The sequence below is a fragment of the Mycolicibacterium aichiense genome, from assembly GCF_010726245.1.
GTDB classification, from domain to species: Bacteria; Actinomycetota; Actinomycetes; order Mycobacteriales; family Mycobacteriaceae; genus Mycobacterium; species Mycobacterium aichiense.
Window position 1 is genome coordinate 5,817,898 of sequence record NZ_AP022561.1, and the last position, 15,922, is coordinate 5,833,819.

Sequence of the window (15,922 nt, forward strand, 5' to 3'; positions counted from 1 at the left end):
GGGGTGAACCTCAACTCGCGCCCGCGGCTCGGACCAGCCTAGCGACCCCTGTCACAGTCCCGTCGCCGGTGCCCTGACCTGGTCTAACACGATTCTCAGAATTCTCATGGTGACGGCGCGTCGACCTGGGCCGATAGCATCAAGGTGAACAAGCGTCGACGCAACACGCACACGTACTCGAGCTAGGCGGTGAGATGAGTAACCAGAGAGGTCTGGTTCAACGCATCGAGCGCAAACTCGAGAACACCGTGGGCGACGCATTCGCCCGGGTATTCGGCGGATCAATCGTCCCGGCGGAGGTGGAAGCTGCGCTGCGGCGGGAAGCCTCTGCAGGTGTGCAAACCCTTCCCCATGACCGTTTTTTGGCCCCCAACGAGTACGTCATTACGCTCAGTCCAGCTGACTTCGAGAAGGTCAGCGCCGATCGCGATCTCACCACGGACACTTTTGCCAAACACTTGGGCGGCTACATCCGTGATCAGGGATGGCAAACGTATGGTGATCTGGTCGTCAGGTTCGAGCAGTCGCCGAATCTGCACACCGGCCAGTACCGTGCGCGCGGCGTCGTCAACCCGGACGCCGACCCCCACCCGTCCCTCGCCACAACCGCCCCGCCAGAATCGAACCAGGCGTACACCGCAGAACCAGGAGTACCAGCGATGAGCAACGACCCCAGCTACCGAGGCGACCAGGGTCAGGGGCGGCCCGGCGACGACTACTACGACGAGCGCTATCCGCGCCCGCAGGACGAGCAGCGCGGCGCCCCCGAGCAGCGTGGCCCCTATCCGCCCGAACAAGGTGGCTACGGCCCCCCGCCCAACGAGGGCTACGGCCAGCGGCCGGGCTACCCCGAGCAGGGTGGATATGGCGGCGGCCAGGGCTACGGCCAGGCCCCCGAGCAGCGTCCCCCGGCCGGCGGCTACGGCGGCCAGGGCTACGACCAGGGCCAGGGCTATGACCAGGGCTATCGGCAGGGCCCGCCGCCGGGATACGGCGCACCCTCCTACGGTCCGCCGCAAGGCGGCGGCTACGCACCCCAGGGCCCACCGTCCAGCGACTATGACTACGGCCGCGGGCCGGGCCGGCACGAAGACGCCGGCTACGGCCGTCCCGAGCCTCGACCCGCTTACCCCGACCAGGGCGGCTATGAGCAGCAAGGCTACGGCCAGCCTGCCGGCGGCTACGGCCGCCAGGACTACGGCCAGCCCGACTACGGTCAGCCGGCTGGACGGGGTTACGAGCAGGGCGGCTACGCCGAACCCGCCGGGCGCGACTACGACTACGGTCAGCCCGCCGGCGGCGGTTACGGCGGATACGCCCAGCCGCCCGCCCAGGGCGAATACCCGTCCGCCGGGCACGCGGTCACCCTGCAGCTCGACGACGGCAGCGGACGTACCTACCAGCTGCGCGAAGGGGCCAACGTCATCGGCCGCGGCCAGGACGCCCAGTTCCGGCTGCCCGATACCGGTGTCTCACGCCGGCATCTGGAGATCCGGTGGGATGGCCAGGTCGCGCTGCTGTCCGACCTCAACTCCACCAACGGGACCACGGTGAACAACGCCCCGGTACAGGAGTGGCAGCTGGCCGACGGCGACGTCATCCGGCTGGGCCACTCCGAGATCATCGTCCGCGTTCACTGAGGTCGGCAGAGGTCGCAGCTTGGTTGACGCGGAGTGGCTTCACCCGCGTACCCACCGGCGTCCAAGTATCGTGACGGTGCCGAAGTCGGCCCGGTGCCTGCTGGTATCGCGGGAACGGCGAGCGGGGCACGAGGACGGAGAGGACGCCGGATGCAGGGGTTAGTTCTGCAGCTGACGCGCGCCGGCTTCCTGCTGTTGCTGTGGCTGTTCATCTGGTCTGTGCTGCGCGTCCTGCGCAACGACATCTACGCGCCGACCGGCGCCGTGATGGTCCGCCGCGGCCTCGCGCTGCGCGGCGCGCTCCTGCCGTCCCGTCAGCAACGGCACGCCGCCCGCTACCTGGTGGTCACCGAGGGAGCACTGGCCGGCACCCGGATCACCCTGGGCACCCAGCCGGTGCTGATCGGCCGCGCCGACGACTCCACGCTGGTGCTGACCGACGACTACTCGTCGACCCGGCACGCCCGGCTGTCGCCGCGCGGTGCCGACTGGTACGTAGAAGACCTAGGATCGACCAACGGCACATACCTCGACAGGGCGAAGGTGACGACGGCAGTACGCGTTCCGGTTGGCACGCCGGTACACATCGGCAAGACGGTGATCGAGTTGCGCCCGTGACCCTTGTCCTTCGCTATGCCGCCCGCAGCGACCGGGGTCTGGTCCGCGCCAACAATGAGGACTCCGTCTACGCGGGCGCGCGCCTGCTGGCCCTCGCCGACGGTATGGGCGGACACGCAGCCGGCGAGGTGGCCTCCCAGCTGGTGATCGCCGCGCTGGCACACCTCGATGACGACGAGCCCGGCGGCGACCTGCTGAGCAAACTCGACTCCGCGGTGCGCGATGGCAACTCCGCGATAGCCGCCCACGTCGAGCTGGAGCCCGAGCTCGAGGGCATGGGGACAACGCTGACCGCAATCCTGTTCGCCGGCAACAGACTTGGCCTTGTCCACATCGGTGACTCGCGCGGCTATCTGCTGCGTGACGGCGAACTGAGCCAGATCACCAAGGACGACACCTTCGTGCAGACCCTCGTCGACGAGGGGCGCATCACCGCCGAAGAAGCCCACAGCCATCCGCAGCGCTCGCTGATCATGCGCGCGCTCACCGGTCACGAGGTCGAGCCGACCCTGATCATGCGAGAAGCCAAGGAAGGCGACCGCTATCTGCTGTGCTCCGACGGGCTGTCCGACCCGGTCAGCCAGGAGACCATCCTGGAAGCTCTGCAGATCGACGACGTCGCCGAGAGCGCCGACCGCCTGATCGAACTGGCGCTGCGCGGTGGCGGACCGGACAACGTCACGGTGGTGGTGGCCGATGTCGTCGACCATGACTACGGCGGCCAGACCCAGCCGATCCTGGCAGGTGCGGTCTCCGGGGCCGACGATCACGTCGCCCCGCCCAACACCGCGGCCGGGCGCGCCTCGGCATTCAACCCCCGGCCTGCGCCTGCCAAGCGGGTGATCGCCGAGCCTGAACCACCACCGAAGCCTCGCTCGCGACGGCGGATGATCATCGCCACCGCCGTGATCCTGTTGGTGATCCTCGCCGGCCTCGCGGTCGGCAGGCAGATCATCCGCAGCAATTACTACGTCAGCGCCGAAAACGGCACCGTCGCGATCATGCGCGGGATCCAAGGCTCGATCCTGGGATATTCACTGCAGGAGCCGTACCTGTTGGGCTGCCTCAACGACCGCAACGAGCTGTCGCAGATCAGCTATGGCCAGCCGACCGATTCGCTGGGCTGCCAGTTGATGCGATTGCAGGATCTTCGGCCGTCGGAGCGCGCGCAGGTCTCGGCCGGGCTTCCCGCCGGGACACTCGACGACGCGATCGGCCAGCTGCGGGAATTGGCGCACAGTTCGGTGCTGCCCCCGTGCGCGCCTCCGCCGACCAGCACCCCGATCCCGGCTCCGCCTGCCACCCCGACTCCGGCTCCGAGCGCATCTCCCGCGCCGGGGCCGGCATCCGTTCCCACGACCGCACCGACCACTGCGGCGGCGCCTACCTCTGCGTCGGCGCCGACCTCTGCGTCGACCCCCGCTCCGTCGCCGAGCATGCCACTGCCGCCGGCGGCATCATCGAGCCCTACCGTGTCTCCCACTGAAAGCGGCGTCGCCCCAACGACTTCGGCTGCTCCGACACCTGCGCCGAGCCCCGCTCCGACGGTGACCCAACTACCTGCCGCGCCGCAGAAGCCGGGCACCGACTGCCGGGCGGCGGCATGAGTACCCAACCGCAGGCACCCGTCGCGCTGGCGCCGGCGACCCCGACCCGCCGCAATGCCGAACTGGTGTTGCTGTGCTTCGCCACCTTCATCACCGTGGTGGCACTGCTCATCGTCGAGGCCAACCAGGAGCAGGGCATCAGTTGGGACCTGGCGAGTTCGACGCTGGCGTTCCTCACCCTGTTCGTGTGCGCGCACCTGGCCATCCGGCGGTTCGCGCCCTACGCCGATCCGGTCCTGCTGCCAGTTGTCGCTCTGCTCAACGGACTTGGCCTGGTGATGATCCACCGCCTCGACCTGATCGGCGGCGCCATCGCCCCGCAACGCGGACCAAGCGAAGAACAGCAGATGCTGTGGACGCTGGTCGGCGTGCTCGGTTTCTCGCTGGTGGTCGTCTTCCTCAAGGACCATCGCATCCTGGCCCGCTACGGCTATACCTGCGGTCTGGTCGGCCTCGTGCTGCTGGCGATCCCGGCGCTGCTGCCCAGTCACTTCTCCGAGACCAACGGTGCGAAGATCTGGATTCGGCTCCCCGGCTTCAGTATTCAGCCCGCCGAGTTCTCCAAGATACTGCTGCTGATCTTCTTCGCCGCGGTGCTGGTGGCCAAGCGCGACCTGTTCACCAGCGCCGGTAAGCACTTCCTCGGCACCGACGTGCCCCGACCCCGCGACCTGGCCCCACTGCTGGTGGCCTGGATCGTCTCGGTCGGCGTCATGGTCTTCGAAAAGGATTTGGGCACTTCACTTCTGCTGTACGCCTCGTTCCTGGTGATGGTCTACATCGCCACCGAGCGGTTCAGCTGGGTGGTCATCGGCCTGACGCTGTTCGCCGCAGGCAGCGTGGTGGCCTACTACTTGTTCGGCCATGTCCGCGTGCGGGTCCAGACCTGGCTGGATCCGTTCGGCGACCCTGAGGGCACCGGCTATCAAATGGTGCAGTCGCAGTTCAGCTTTGCCACCGGCGGCATCTTCGGCACCGGGTTGGGCAACGGCCAACCGGGCACCGTGCCCGCCGCGTCGACGGACTTCATCATCGCCGCGATCGGAGAAGAGCTGGGCCTGGTCGGCTTGGCCGGGGTACTGATGCTCTACGCGATCGTGATCGTGCGCGGGCTGCGCACGGCCATCGCCGTGCGCGACAGCTTCGGCAAGCTGCTGGCCGCCGGGCTGGCCTCGACACTGGCGATCCAGTTGTTCATCGTCGTCGGGGGTGTCACCGGCTTGATCCCGCTGACCGGCCTGACCACGCCGTGGATGTCCTACGGCGGCTCGTCCCTGGTGGCCAACTATCTGCTGCTGGCGATCCTGGTGAAGATCTCGCACGCCGCCCGGCGACCGATCATCACCAATCCGCATGCGCCGATCGCGTCGTCGAGCACCGAGGTGATCGAGCGCGTATGAACACTTCCCTGCGCCGTATTTCGGTGATGATCATGGCGTTGATCGTGCTGCTGTTACTCAACGCGACGATCACCCAGGTCTTTCGCGCCGACGGTCTGCGGGCCGACCCGCGCAACCAGCGTGTGCTGCTCGACGAGTACTCCCGCCAGCGCGGCCAGATCACCGCAGGCGGACAGCTGCTGGCTTACTCGGTATCCACCAACGGCCACTACCGGTTTCTTCGCGTGTATCCGAATCCCCTTGTCTACGCACCGATTACGGGGTTCTACTCGCTGCGCTACTCCAGCACCGGACTCGAGCGCGCCGAGGACGGCATCCTCAACGGCTCCGATCAGCGGTTGTTCGGCCGTCGGCTCGCCGACTTCTTCACCGGGCGCGACCCACGCGGCGGCAATGTCGACACCACGATCGTGCCGCGCATTCAGCAAGCCGCGTGGGAAGCGATGCAGCGGGGCTGCACCGGCGGATGCCGCGGCTCGGTAGTGGCTCTGGAGCCGTCCACCGGAAAGATCTTGGCGATGGTGTCCTCGCCGTCGTACGACCCCAACCTGCTGGCCACCCACGACACCGAAGAACAGGGCGCCGCGTGGGAGCAGCTGCGCGACGACCCCAGCTCGCCGTTGACCAACCGGGCCATCTCCGAGACCTTCCCGCCCGGGTCGACGTTCAAGGTGATCACCACCGCGGCGGCGTTGCAGAACGGTGTGACCGACAACGATCAGCTCACCAGCGCCCCGCAGATCCAACTCCCGAACAGCACCGCGACCCTGGAGAACTACGGCGGCACGCCGTGCGGCAGCGCGCCCACCGCGTCTCTACGCGAGGCGTTCGCCCGCTCGTGCAACACAGCCTTCGTGGAATTGGGTATCCGGGTGGGTGCTGACGCGCTGCGCAACACCGCGCAGGCGTTCGGGTTCGACACCCCACCGGCGCCGATCCCGTTGGAGGTGGCGGAGTCGACCATCGGCCCGATCTCCGACGCCGCCGCGCTGGGGATGTCGAGCATGGGCCAGAAAGACGTGGCGGTGACACCTTTGCAGAACGCGTTGGTGGCGGCGACGATCGCCAACTCCGGTGTGATGATGCAGCCGTACCTGGTGGACAGCCTCAAGGGTCCGGACCTGTCGAGCATCAGCACGGCGGCACCTGCCCAACAGCGGCGTGCCGTATCGACGCAGGTCGCGGCTAAACTTACGGATTTGATGATCGGCGCCGAACAGATGACCCAGCAGAAAGGGGCGATCCCCGGCGTGCAGATCGCATCCAAAACCGGGACCGCAGAGCACGGTACCGACCCCCGCAACACCCCTCCCCATGCCTGGTACATCGCCTTCGCCCCAGCACAGAGCCCCAAGGTGGCGGTCGCTGTGCTGATCGAAAATGGCGGTGACCGGCTGAACGCCACCGGTGGCGCGTTGGCCGCCCCGGTCGGCCGGGCGACGATCGCGGCAGCATTGCAGGGGGCGTCATGAGCCCCCGCAGGCGAGCGAAGCGAGGCAAGCGATGAGCCCCCGCGTAGGAGTCACGCTGTCCGGCCGGTATCGGCTGCAGCGGCTGATCGCCACCGGCGGTATGGGTCAGGTGTGGGAGGCCGTCGACAGCCGGCTGGGACGCCGGGTCGCGGTCAAGGTCCTCAAGCAGGAGTTCTCGTCGGACCCGGAGTTCGTCGAGCGGTTCCGCGCCGAGGCGCGCACCGTCGCCATGCTCAACCACCCCGGCATCGCCGCCGTGCACGACTACGGCGAGACCGATATGGACGGCGAAGGCCGCACCGCCTACCTGGTGATGGAACTGATCAACGGTGAGCCGCTGAACTCGGTGATCAAGCGCACCGGCCGGCTGTCGCTGCGGCACGCGCTGGACATGCTCGAGCAGACCGGACGCGCGCTGCAGGTGGCCCACGCCGCCGGACTGGTGCACCGCGACGTCAAGCCGGGCAACATCCTGATCACGCCGACCGGTCAGGTGAAGCTCACCGACTTCGGTATCGCCAAAGCCGTCGACGCCGCGCCCGTCACCCAGACCGGAATGGTGATGGGCACCGCCCAGTACATCGCCCCCGAGCAGGCACTGGGTCACGACGCCACCGCTGCCAGCGACGTGTACTCCCTGGGAGTTGTTGGCTACGAAGCGGTTTCGGGTAAGCGGCCGTTCATCGGCGACGGTGCACTGACGGTGGCGATGAAGCACATCAAGGAGACGCCGGCACCGCTGCCTGCCGACCTGCCGCCGAACGTGCGCGAGCTGATCGAGATCACCCTGGTGAAGAACCCGGGCATGCGCTACCGCAACGGTGGTCAGTTCGCCGACGCGACCGCCGCCGTGCGGGCGGGTCGGCGCCCGCCGCGGCCCAACTCCGCGCCGACCATCCGCGCCACCCCGGCCTCGATCCCGGGCAGTTCGCCGCGGATGCCTGCCGCCGCCCCGCCGACCGGGACGCGGCCACGGGCCAACACCGGCAGTCACCGCCCGCCGCCGCCGCGGCGCACCTTCTCCTCCGGCCAGCGGGCACTGCTGTGGGCGGCCGGCGTGCTGGGGGCGTTGGCGATCATCAGCGCCATCCTGATCGTGCTCGCGGACAAAGACCGCAAGGACAACAAGCCCGTCGAGCAGACTGTCACCGACACCGTCACCCCGCCCACCAGTCAGGTCGCGCCGTCGGGTTGGACGGAACGCCACCTCGGCGGTATTCCTGGAGGGCAGATCGGGGTACCCCGACTCAGCGCTGCCAGCCTCGGTGTTGGTTCGCTGTCCGAGGCTGTTGACACCGACGAGAAACCACGATGACCACCCCACAGCACCTGTCCGACCGCTACGAGCTGGGCGAGATCATCGGCTTCGGCGGCATGTCCGAGGTGCACATGGCCCGCGACACGCGCCTGCACCGCGACGTCGCGGTCAAGGTGTTGCGCGCCGACCTGGCCCGAGACCCGAGCTTCTACCTGCGGTTTCGCCGCGAGGCGCAGAACGCCGCCGCGCTGAACCATCCCGCGATCGTGGCTGTCTACGACACCGGTGAGGCCGAGACCGCCAACGGCCCGCTGCCGTACATCGTGATGGAGTACGTCGAGGGCGTAACCCTGCGCGACATCGTGCACACCGACGGCCCCATCCCGTACCGCCGGGCCATCGAGATCATCGCCGACGCCTGCCAGGCGCTGCATTTCAGCCATCAGCACGGCATCATCCACCGCGACGTCAAGCCGGCGAACATCATGATCTCCAAGACCGGCGCGGTGAAGGTCATGGACTTCGGCATCGCCCGGGCGCTGGCCGACGTGGGCAACAGCGTCACCCAGACCGCGGCGGTGATCGGCACCGCGCAGTACCTGTCGCCCGAGCAGGCCCGCGGCGAGCCGGTCGACGCGCGCTCCGACGTCTATTCGCTGGGCTGTGTGCTCTACGAGATCCTGACCGGCGAGCCGCCGTTCGTCGGTGATTCGCCGGTGGCGGTCGCCTATCAGCACGTCCGCGAGGATCCGGTGCCGCCGTCGCAGAAGCACTCGGGCATCTCCCCGGAGCTGGACGCGGTGGTGCTCAAGGCGCTGGCGAAGAACCCGGACAACCGCTACCAGACCGCCGCCGAGATGCGCACCGACCTGGTGCGGGTGCACAACGGCGAAGCCCCTGAGGCACCGAAGGTGCTCAGCGCCGCCGAGCGGACCTCCATGCTCAACGCGGCGCCGGCGGCGCCCTCCCGCGGGGACGAGACCGACGAGATGCCGCGGCACGGCGCGCTGGTCGAGAATGACCGGGCGGGCGGGTCGATCGGGCGCTGGCTGATCGTCGTCGCGGTGCTGGCCATCCTGACGGTGGTGGTGACCATCGGGATCAACATGGTCAGCGGCAACCCCCGCAATCTGCAGGTGCCCGATGTACGCGGGCAGGCACAGCAGGATGCTGTGGTGGCGTTGCAGAACAAGGGCTTCAAGATCCGGAGCCAGCAGAAGGCGGACAACACGATTCCGCCGGGCAGCGTCATCAGCACTGATCCGCCGGCCAACTCGATGGCTGCCGCGGGAGACGAGATCACCATCAACGTCTCCTACGGTCCCGAGCAGCGCGAGATTCCGGACTGCTCCGCCAGCCTGTCCTACGGCGAATGCGTCCAGAAGCTCAAGGACGCCGGCTTCACCAAGTTCAAGCAGGTGAACTCACCGTCCACGCCTGACCAGAAGGACAAGGTGCTGTCGACGGTTCCGCCGGCCAACCAGACTTCAGCGATCACCAACGAAATCACGGTGGTCGTGGGCAACGGGCCGCAGACCGCCGAGGTGCCGGTCGTCGCGGGACAGACGGTCGACGTCGCCCAGCAGATCCTCACGGCCTCTGGATTCCTCAAGACGCTGCCGGTTCCGACGGACGGCACGGAACCGTCCGGTCAAGTGGTCGGCACCGATCCGCCCAACGGACAGACCGTGCCTCAGGACACCGTGATCCAGATCAAGGTGTCCAAGGGCAATCAGTTCGTGATGCCGGACTTGCGGGGCATGTTCTGGACCGACGCCTCACAGCGGCTGGCGGCGTTGGGGTGGACGGGGATACTCGACAAGGGCGCAGACGTGCAGAACAGCGGGCAGAAGTCCGCAGCCGTGGTGACCCAAAGTCCGGCGCCGGGCACGCCGGTGAAGTTCAGCGACCCGATCACCCTCAGCTTTGCGTCGTAGATAGCTCGGGCTGGCCGCCGATGGCGTGCCGCACGGTGTCGGCGACCTCTTGTTCGAGGCGGTGCACCAGCGACTCCTCGGGGGCCTGTCCGCAGAAGCCCAGCCAGTTGGCCAGCATCCGGTGACCGCCCTCGGTCAGGATCGACTCCGGGTGGAATTGCACGCCGTGGATCGGCAGTTCGACGTGGCGCACAGCCATGACTACGCCGCCCTCGGTGCGCGCGGTCACCTCGAGTTCGGCCGGCATGGTTTCCGGCAGGATCGTCAGCGAGTGGTAGCGCGTCGCCGTGAATGGGTCCGGAAGTCCGTGCAGCACACCGATATTGGTGTGATAGACCGTGCTGGTCTTGCCGTGCAGCAGTTCGGGCGCGCGGTCGACGGTCCCGCCGAATGCCACACCGATCGCTTGATGCCCGAGGCACACACCCAGTAGTGGGGTGCCGGTCGTGGCGCACGCCCGAACCAGCGGGATCGAGGCGCCGGCACGTTCCGGCGTACCCGGTCCAGGGCTGAGCAGGATCCCGTCGAACTGGGTGGCAACGCCGGCCTCGTCGGCCAGGCGGTCGTCGTCATTGCGCCAGACCTGCGCGTCCACCCCGAGCTGGCCCAGATACTGGACGAGGTTGAACACGAAGCTGTCGTAATTGTCGACCACCAACACCTGCATCAGGCCAGGTTACCTGGGGTGGTACAGGTCAGTAGCCCACCGGACCCGCCGGCTGGGCGTAGCGCATCCGCACCGGCTCGGTGTAACCGGCGACCTGGACATCGTCGCGGACCTGCTCGGTGTAGCCGAGCCCGAACCGCACGACGTACTGCTTGTAGAGCGTGACCAAGGGAGCGGACGCCAGGGCGGACTGCATCGCGGAAGCGTCGCCGATCGCGGTGACCGTGTACGGCGGGCTGTACGTGCGTCCGTTGAGCAGCAGGGTGTTGCCGACGCAGCGCGGAGCGGACGTGCCGATGATGCGCTGATCCTGCATCTGGATCGCCTCGGCGCCGGCGCTCCACAGCGCGTTGAGGACGGCCTGGATGTCCTGCTGGTGGACCACGAGGTCATCGGGGGACGCGTCGCGGGGGAAGCGCCCGTTTGCGTCGCGCTGGGCGTCGGAGAGGGTGACCACCAGGCCGGGCCCGTGTACCGGATTCAGCCCGGCAGAGGCGGCCAGTTCGTCGGCGCGAGCCTGCATGGCCGCCAGTGCGGTGCCGGATCCGCCGCCATGGGTGGAGTCGATCTGCGACGCCAGTGCGTCGCGCTGGGCGCTGAGCCGGTCGACGGACTGCTGCGCGTCGTGCACCAAGTCGACCAGCCGGGGTGAGTCGCTGCGGCGGATCTCGCTGCCGCCGGAGACACCGTGGGTGGCGGCCAGCAGAACGCCTGCCAACAGGCACACCACCGGGACACCGAACCGCCACGGCGAGCGCGTGGCACCCGTCGTTGCTGCCGCCGGAATTGTCGGGTCACGGCGCCGCTGCGTTAATCTCATAGACGATCTGCGCACCATCGTCGCAGAAGATCCCGGCCCGAAGGTACCCATGCCCAAGTCCAAGGTTCGCAAGAAGAACGACTTCACGGTCAACCCGGTGAGCCGCACTCCGGTCAAGGTGAAGGCCGGACCGTCGAGCGTGTGGTTCGTGGTGCTGTTCATCAGCCTGATGCTGATCGGGCTGGCCTGGCTGCTGGTGTTCCAGCTGGCCGCCTCCGGGTACGACACTCCGAGCGCCTTGCAGTGGATGGCCAAGCTGGGCCCCTGGAACTACGCGATCGCCTTCGGCTTCATGATCTCCGGTTTGTTGCTGACGATGCGGTGGCGCTGACCGGCCGCGATACCTCGGCTGCTTCATGCTGTGCGAACACCGTTCCCGGGCTGGCAACCTCCTGGTCACCCAATCACACGCGTGTGATTCATCCCCATTGTTGATAGCACCTGTGGATAACTGCATACCTCGCGGTAGAGGTGTCGGAGGCAGCTGTGCAGCAAACTGATTGGGCGCCGAAAACTCCCGCCATCGCAGCTCTGGGGATCGGGGGTGTCTTGATGGCAATCGTCTGTGTGACCGTCATCACAGACGTGCCCGGGCGGATCCTCACGGCGATTGCTGCGCTCGGACTGGTCGCGTTCGCGATCGGATCATGGCGGGCGCGACCCCGGCTGGCTATCACTGGTGACGCCCTGGTGTACCGCGGGTGGTTCCGCGCCCAGACATTGCGCCGAGCCGACATCACGCTGATCCGGATCACCGAGTTCCGCCGCATCGGTCGCAAGGTCCGACTCCTGGAGATCGACACGACGGCCGACCGGCTGATCGTGCTCAGTCGGTGGGACCTGGGAACCGACCCGGTCGAGGTCCTGGACGCGCTGACCGACGCCGGATTCGCGGGCCGCCGGTAACTCGTTGAGAAAGCACTGAGGGCGAGAATTCCGCGGAATCCTCGCCCTCAGTACTGCCTCAATGCACGGTTCAGGAAATGGTGACCGACTCGATCACGACATCCTCGGTGGGCCGGTCGTTGCGATCGGTCGCCGTGGTGGCGATCGCATCGACGACCTTCTGCGACTCGGGATCGACGATCTCACCGAAGATCGTGTGCCGACGGTTCAGGTGCGGGGTCTTGCCGACGGTGATGAAGAACTGCGAGCCGTTGGTACCCGGACCTGCGTTGGCCATGGCCAGCAGGTAGGGCTTGTCGAACTGCAGCTCCGGGTGGAATTCGTCGGCGAACTTGTAGCCCGGGCCGCCGCGGCCGGTACCCGTCGGGTCACCGCCCTGGATCATGAATCCGTCGATGACGCGGTGAAAGACGGCGCCGTCGTAGAAGGGGCCCGAGGTGCTGCCCGACGCGTTCTCCGTCGAGTACTCCTTGGTGCCCTGAGCCAGACCAACGAAGTTGGCGACGGTCTTGGGGGCGTGGTTACCGAACAGGGCGATCTTGATGTCGCCGCGGTTCGTGTGCAGGGTCGCTGTTGCGGTTGCGATGTCGCTCGTCACGGGAACTCAGTGTGCCACTAGGCGCGAGTGGCCGATCCCGCGGCCACCCCGGTAGCGCTGTGGCAGTGTTGATGGCGTCAACGCGCCACCGGTGTCGGGAGGACCACATGGGCCGCAAGAGTCAACCCAAACTCACGTCGCGGGAGCGGCTGAACCGCGGACTGCACTACACAGCCGTCGGCCCGGTGGACATCACCCGCGGCGTGGTGGGCATCACCGCGAATTCAGCGGAATCGGCGGCGGTCGCGCTGCGGCGGCGCGCCCGCGAGGCCCGTGCGGTGCAGCAGGAGGTCGGCGCCGAGCTCGAGGCGGTCAAGCAGGTGGTGGCCGAGCTGCCGCAGGTCTTTCAGGAGGTCCGGACGGCTCGGCATCGGCGCCGCCGGCGGCTGTTCGTGTTCGGCTTCCTCGGCTTGGCAGGGGTGGGTGGGGCAGTGGCGTTCGTGATCGCGCGACGGTCGTCGACACCCGAGCCCTCGCCCCGGCCGCCCAGTGTCGACGTCTCGCCGAAAATTTGACGGACTAACAGCTTGGTGTTGCCCACTGGCCGCGCCCACAGGGCGTCTTCAGTTCGCTTGCCCGCCAACAGAATTTGCCGCGATTGCCACTCGTCTCGTGGATGCGTCACAATCTAGTTTGCTGGACTAGTCAATTACGTGTTGCGACAAGTCCGCGATTTTCCTTTGCCAGAACCGGCCGAAGGTGCATTATGTCGGCATGGGTTGGGGGAGCCTTACGCATCAGAAGGTCAAGTGCGCGATCTGCAGCCACGAGCAGACGCTGCTGCTCGACAGGGACACGTTCACCTGTCGTCGCTGTAAGAAGACATTGCCGCGCCGGCTGGCGGTACCGGCCGGCCGCTGAATGGCGGCGGCGACGACCAATCTCTGTGGAGCCTAGGAGATTCGAACTCCTGACATCTGCCTTGCAAAGGCAGAATCATGGCGCAGTTCAGGTGATTTCACCGATGCCGACGTGTTCAAAAACGCAACTGTACCGAAGCGACGAGCCGAAATGGCGCCGCAGCGATCCCATTCTCCGACGGCGGAACGATGAAGTTTCTGCCCTGGCACGGGGGCCGAGCCTGAGCGGCACTCACGGCTACTGAGGGTCCTTCGGACGCAGGGGGTGCCAGCATAATGTGGTGGGTATGTGGCTAGTTGTCGGGAAGGTCCTGTTGCTGCTCTTCTTAGTTGTGGGAGTTGCGGTAATTGTGGTGACTTACCGTCGTAAGTCAAAGAATGTGGAGTCCCGCCCAGACCCGAATGGGTACTTGGCCCACTTCAACCACCCCACCCTCACGCCACCAGAGTGGGTCAACTGGACCGATGACAACAGCGAAGGCCCCCCGACGAAGCGTGATCGAGCAGGCCCGTAACTTTCGGCCGCAATCAGGCCGGGCATGCTTTGCCGAGGTCTACCTGTTCGGGAACGAACTCCTGGTTCACCCGCGCAGCATCCTGAGCCCACTGCGGCGGGGCCGCATCTGACGGACCGCCCGTCGTGTCGCTACGGCTGCGTTCAACCACCCCAACTGTCTCATCTGCCCGGCCACGAGTCCGCGGCGCTGACGTTGGACCGCCACGGCCACCTGTACAACTCGGATGTCGAGGCTGTTGGGGTAGCGATGAATGCTCTTTTAACTCGGGCGTGTGGGCAAGATGTGGGCACGGAGGCCGCCTGAATGCAGAACAGGCCAAACCCGAAAAGGTCTGACCTGCGCGAATCATTGTGGAGCCTAGGAGATTCGAACTCCTGACATCTGCCTTGCAAAGGCAGCGCTCTACCAACTGAGCTAAGGCCCCTCGCGTCTCACTCGTCGAGGGTGTGCCAGACCTCGCCGCGGCGGGCCCGAACAACGACGGCGCCCGCGACCAACACTGCCAACAGCAATGCAATCCGCACGGGCGCCCTTCCCGATGACCGAGACATCGTGGGCCTAGGAGGACTCGAACCTCCGACCTCTTCGTTATCAGCGAAGCGCTCTAACCGCCTGAGCTATAGGCCCGTATTCGCATACGACCGAGCGCCGAGATTACCGCACCGGAGGTGCTGCACCCAAACCGGTGCATCCGGCGCTAGTCCCGGTCGGCCAGTGTGACCTCGACACCACCGACGATGTCGGTGCTGAGGTTGTAGATGAACGCTCCCACGGTGGCCATCGCTGTCAGCAGGACGATGTTCACCAGACCGATGAGCGCCGCACCGCCGAAGATCGTGCCGCTGGACACCAGCTCGCCGCCACCACCGCTGGTGGCCGTCAACAAGTCGCCGACGTTGCTGTTCAGCTTGCTCCACACGCCCATACCGCCGAGCACCAGATACAGGAATGCCACCGCGACCATCCACACGAAGAACAGCGCCACCGACAGCAGCAGCGACACTTTCAGTGCGCTCCACGGATCGATGCGCCGGATCTGCATGCTGGCCCGCACCGGCCCGCGCGAACGGTTGGCGCCGACCTGGACTCGGGTGGCCGCCCCGGCCGGTCGAGCCGGCTGATCCGCGGCCGGTTTGCGTTGCTGCGCAACAGGCTTGGGCGGGGCAACGCCGGAAAGGTCCGGTAGCTCGCTGACATAACCCTCGGGACGGGCGGCCTCCGAGCGGTTGCCCTCAGCACGCGGCTCGGGCCGTGGCTCAGGCCTGGCGTCGGGCCGAGGCTCGGCACGCTGCTCGGGCTGGCGCTCCGGCTGCTGGCGCTCGGGCTGCTGCGGACCGCCCGACCCTAGATCGGGCGCGGCGGTGCCGCTGATGAAGCGGTTCACCCGTTGCTCGAGGCCCGGACCTCCCGGCGGCGCCTGGCGCGGTTGCGCCTCACCGGCCGGTCGCTGGGGTGCGCCACCCTGCCGCGCTCGCGCAGCACCGCGCTGCCACGGCGGCGCCTCGCCGGACCCACCATTGGTGAGTCGGGGACCGGTCCGCTCGGCCGAGCCGGTCCCGTTACCCGGGCCCTCGCTCGGTCCGGGTTGGCCCGGCTCGTTCGGTGCGCTCACCGCCACTCC

The 15,922-nt window shown here is 67.3% G+C and carries 15 protein-coding genes and 3 tRNA genes; 11 read left to right on the forward strand and 7 right to left on the reverse strand.

Going from position 1 to position 15,922, the window contains the following annotated elements:
- The first annotated feature begins 194 nt into the window (after nt 1-194).
- From G6N32_RS27890 to pknB, 7 genes are all read left to right on the forward strand, one after another.
- Complete coding sequence (locus tag G6N32_RS27890) at nt 195-1,640, forward strand: FHA domain-containing protein (RefSeq protein WP_115317972.1); 1,446 nt, start codon at nt 195-197, stop codon at nt 1,638-1,640.
- Between the two features lie 150 nt (nt 1,641-1,790).
- On the forward strand, nt 1,791-2,258 hold the full coding sequence (locus G6N32_RS27895) for an FHA domain-containing protein FhaB/FipA (protein WP_115317971.1): 468 nt from the start codon (nt 1,791-1,793) through the stop codon (nt 2,256-2,258).
- Complete coding sequence (locus G6N32_RS27900) at nt 2,255-3,865, forward strand: PP2C family protein-serine/threonine phosphatase (RefSeq protein ID WP_115317970.1); 1,611 nt, start codon at nt 2,255-2,257, stop codon at nt 3,863-3,865. Before G6N32_RS27895 ends, G6N32_RS27900 begins: the two co-directional genes overlap by 4 nt.
- Entirely contained in the window at nt 3,862-5,265 is a 1,404-nt protein-coding gene (locus tag G6N32_RS27905; RefSeq protein ID WP_115317969.1) for a peptidoglycan glycosyltransferase RodA, read from the forward strand. The genes G6N32_RS27900 and G6N32_RS27905 overlap by 4 nt, the downstream gene beginning before the upstream one ends.
- Nucleotides 5,262-6,737, forward strand: a complete 1,476-nt coding sequence (gene pbpA, locus G6N32_RS27910; RefSeq protein WP_115317968.1) for a D,D-transpeptidase PbpA — start codon at nt 5,262-5,264, stop codon at nt 6,735-6,737. Before G6N32_RS27905 ends, pbpA begins: the two co-directional genes overlap by 4 nt.
- A 31-nt stretch (nt 6,738-6,768) precedes the next feature.
- Entirely contained in the window at nt 6,769-8,052 is a 1,284-nt protein-coding gene (locus G6N32_RS27915; RefSeq protein WP_115317967.1) for a protein kinase domain-containing protein, read from the forward strand.
- Nucleotides 8,049-9,932 carry a Stk1 family PASTA domain-containing Ser/Thr kinase gene (pknB, locus tag G6N32_RS27920; RefSeq protein ID WP_115317966.1) on the forward strand — a complete coding sequence of 628 codons (1,884 nt, stop codon included), beginning with the start codon at nt 8,049-8,051 and terminating at the stop codon, nt 9,930-9,932. Before G6N32_RS27915 ends, pknB begins: the two co-directional genes overlap by 4 nt.
- Here the strand turns inward: pknB and G6N32_RS27925 are convergent.
- Both G6N32_RS27925 and G6N32_RS27930 read right to left on the reverse strand, forming a co-directional pair.
- Nucleotides 9,916-10,599, reverse strand: a complete 684-nt coding sequence (locus G6N32_RS27925; RefSeq protein ID WP_115317965.1) for an aminodeoxychorismate/anthranilate synthase component II — start codon at nt 10,597-10,599, stop codon at nt 9,916-9,918. The genes pknB and G6N32_RS27925 overlap by 17 nt on opposite strands.
- Before the next feature lie 28 nt (nt 10,600-10,627).
- Nucleotides 10,628-11,419 (reverse strand): DUF881 domain-containing protein, encoded by a 792-nt coding sequence (locus tag G6N32_RS27930; protein ID WP_115317964.1) that lies wholly within the window; start codon nt 11,417-11,419, stop codon nt 10,628-10,630.
- A 49-nt stretch (nt 11,420-11,468) separates the two neighbouring features.
- Between G6N32_RS27930 and crgA the strand changes: the two genes are divergently transcribed.
- Nucleotides 11,469-11,750, forward strand: a complete 282-nt coding sequence (gene crgA, locus G6N32_RS27935; protein ID WP_036342287.1) for a cell division protein CrgA — start codon at nt 11,469-11,471, stop codon at nt 11,748-11,750.
- 155 nt (nt 11,751-11,905) lie between these two features.
- Entirely contained in the window at nt 11,906-12,325 is a 420-nt protein-coding gene (locus G6N32_RS27940) for a PH domain-containing protein (RefSeq protein WP_115317963.1), read from the forward strand.
- 70 nt (nt 12,326-12,395) lie between these two features.
- Here the strand turns inward: G6N32_RS27940 and G6N32_RS27945 are convergent, their stop codons facing one another.
- Nucleotides 12,396-12,923: a peptidylprolyl isomerase gene (locus tag G6N32_RS27945; RefSeq protein WP_115317962.1), complete on the reverse strand. Its 528-nt coding sequence runs from the start codon at nt 12,921-12,923 to the stop codon at nt 12,396-12,398.
- Nucleotides 12,924-13,030: 107 nt separating this feature from the next.
- Here G6N32_RS27945 and cwsA point away from each other — a divergent pair, with 107 nt between their 5' ends.
- Both cwsA and G6N32_RS27955 read left to right on the forward strand, forming a co-directional pair.
- Nucleotides 13,031-13,438 (forward strand): cell wall synthesis protein CwsA, encoded by a 408-nt coding sequence (cwsA, locus tag G6N32_RS27950; RefSeq protein ID WP_115317961.1) that lies wholly within the window; start codon nt 13,031-13,033, stop codon nt 13,436-13,438.
- Nucleotides 13,439-13,637: 199 nt separating this feature from the next.
- Nucleotides 13,638-13,784, forward strand: a complete 147-nt coding sequence (locus tag G6N32_RS27955; RefSeq protein WP_163789493.1) for a hypothetical protein — start codon at nt 13,638-13,640, stop codon at nt 13,782-13,784.
- A 26-nt stretch (nt 13,785-13,810) separates the two neighbouring features.
- On the opposite strand, the gene G6N32_RS27960 is transcribed toward G6N32_RS27955, so the two are convergent.
- The 4 genes from G6N32_RS27960 to G6N32_RS27975 all read right to left on the reverse strand — a co-directional run bounded on the left by G6N32_RS27960 (nt 13,811) and on the right by G6N32_RS27975 (nt 15,913).
- Nucleotides 13,811-13,882: transfer RNA gene (locus G6N32_RS27960), tRNA-Ala, on the reverse strand.
- 770 nt (nt 13,883-14,652) lie between these two features.
- Nucleotides 14,653-14,725, reverse strand: a tRNA-Ala gene (locus tag G6N32_RS27965).
- 129 nt (nt 14,726-14,854) lie between these two features.
- Nucleotides 14,855-14,928 (reverse strand) — tRNA-Ile (locus tag G6N32_RS27970).
- 70 nt (nt 14,929-14,998) lie between these two features.
- A complete protein-coding gene (locus tag G6N32_RS27975) occupies nt 14,999-15,913 on the reverse strand; it encodes a DUF3566 domain-containing protein (protein WP_115318949.1) in 915 nt (304 codons plus the stop codon).
- Between the last annotated feature and the right edge of the window lie 9 nt (nt 15,914-15,922).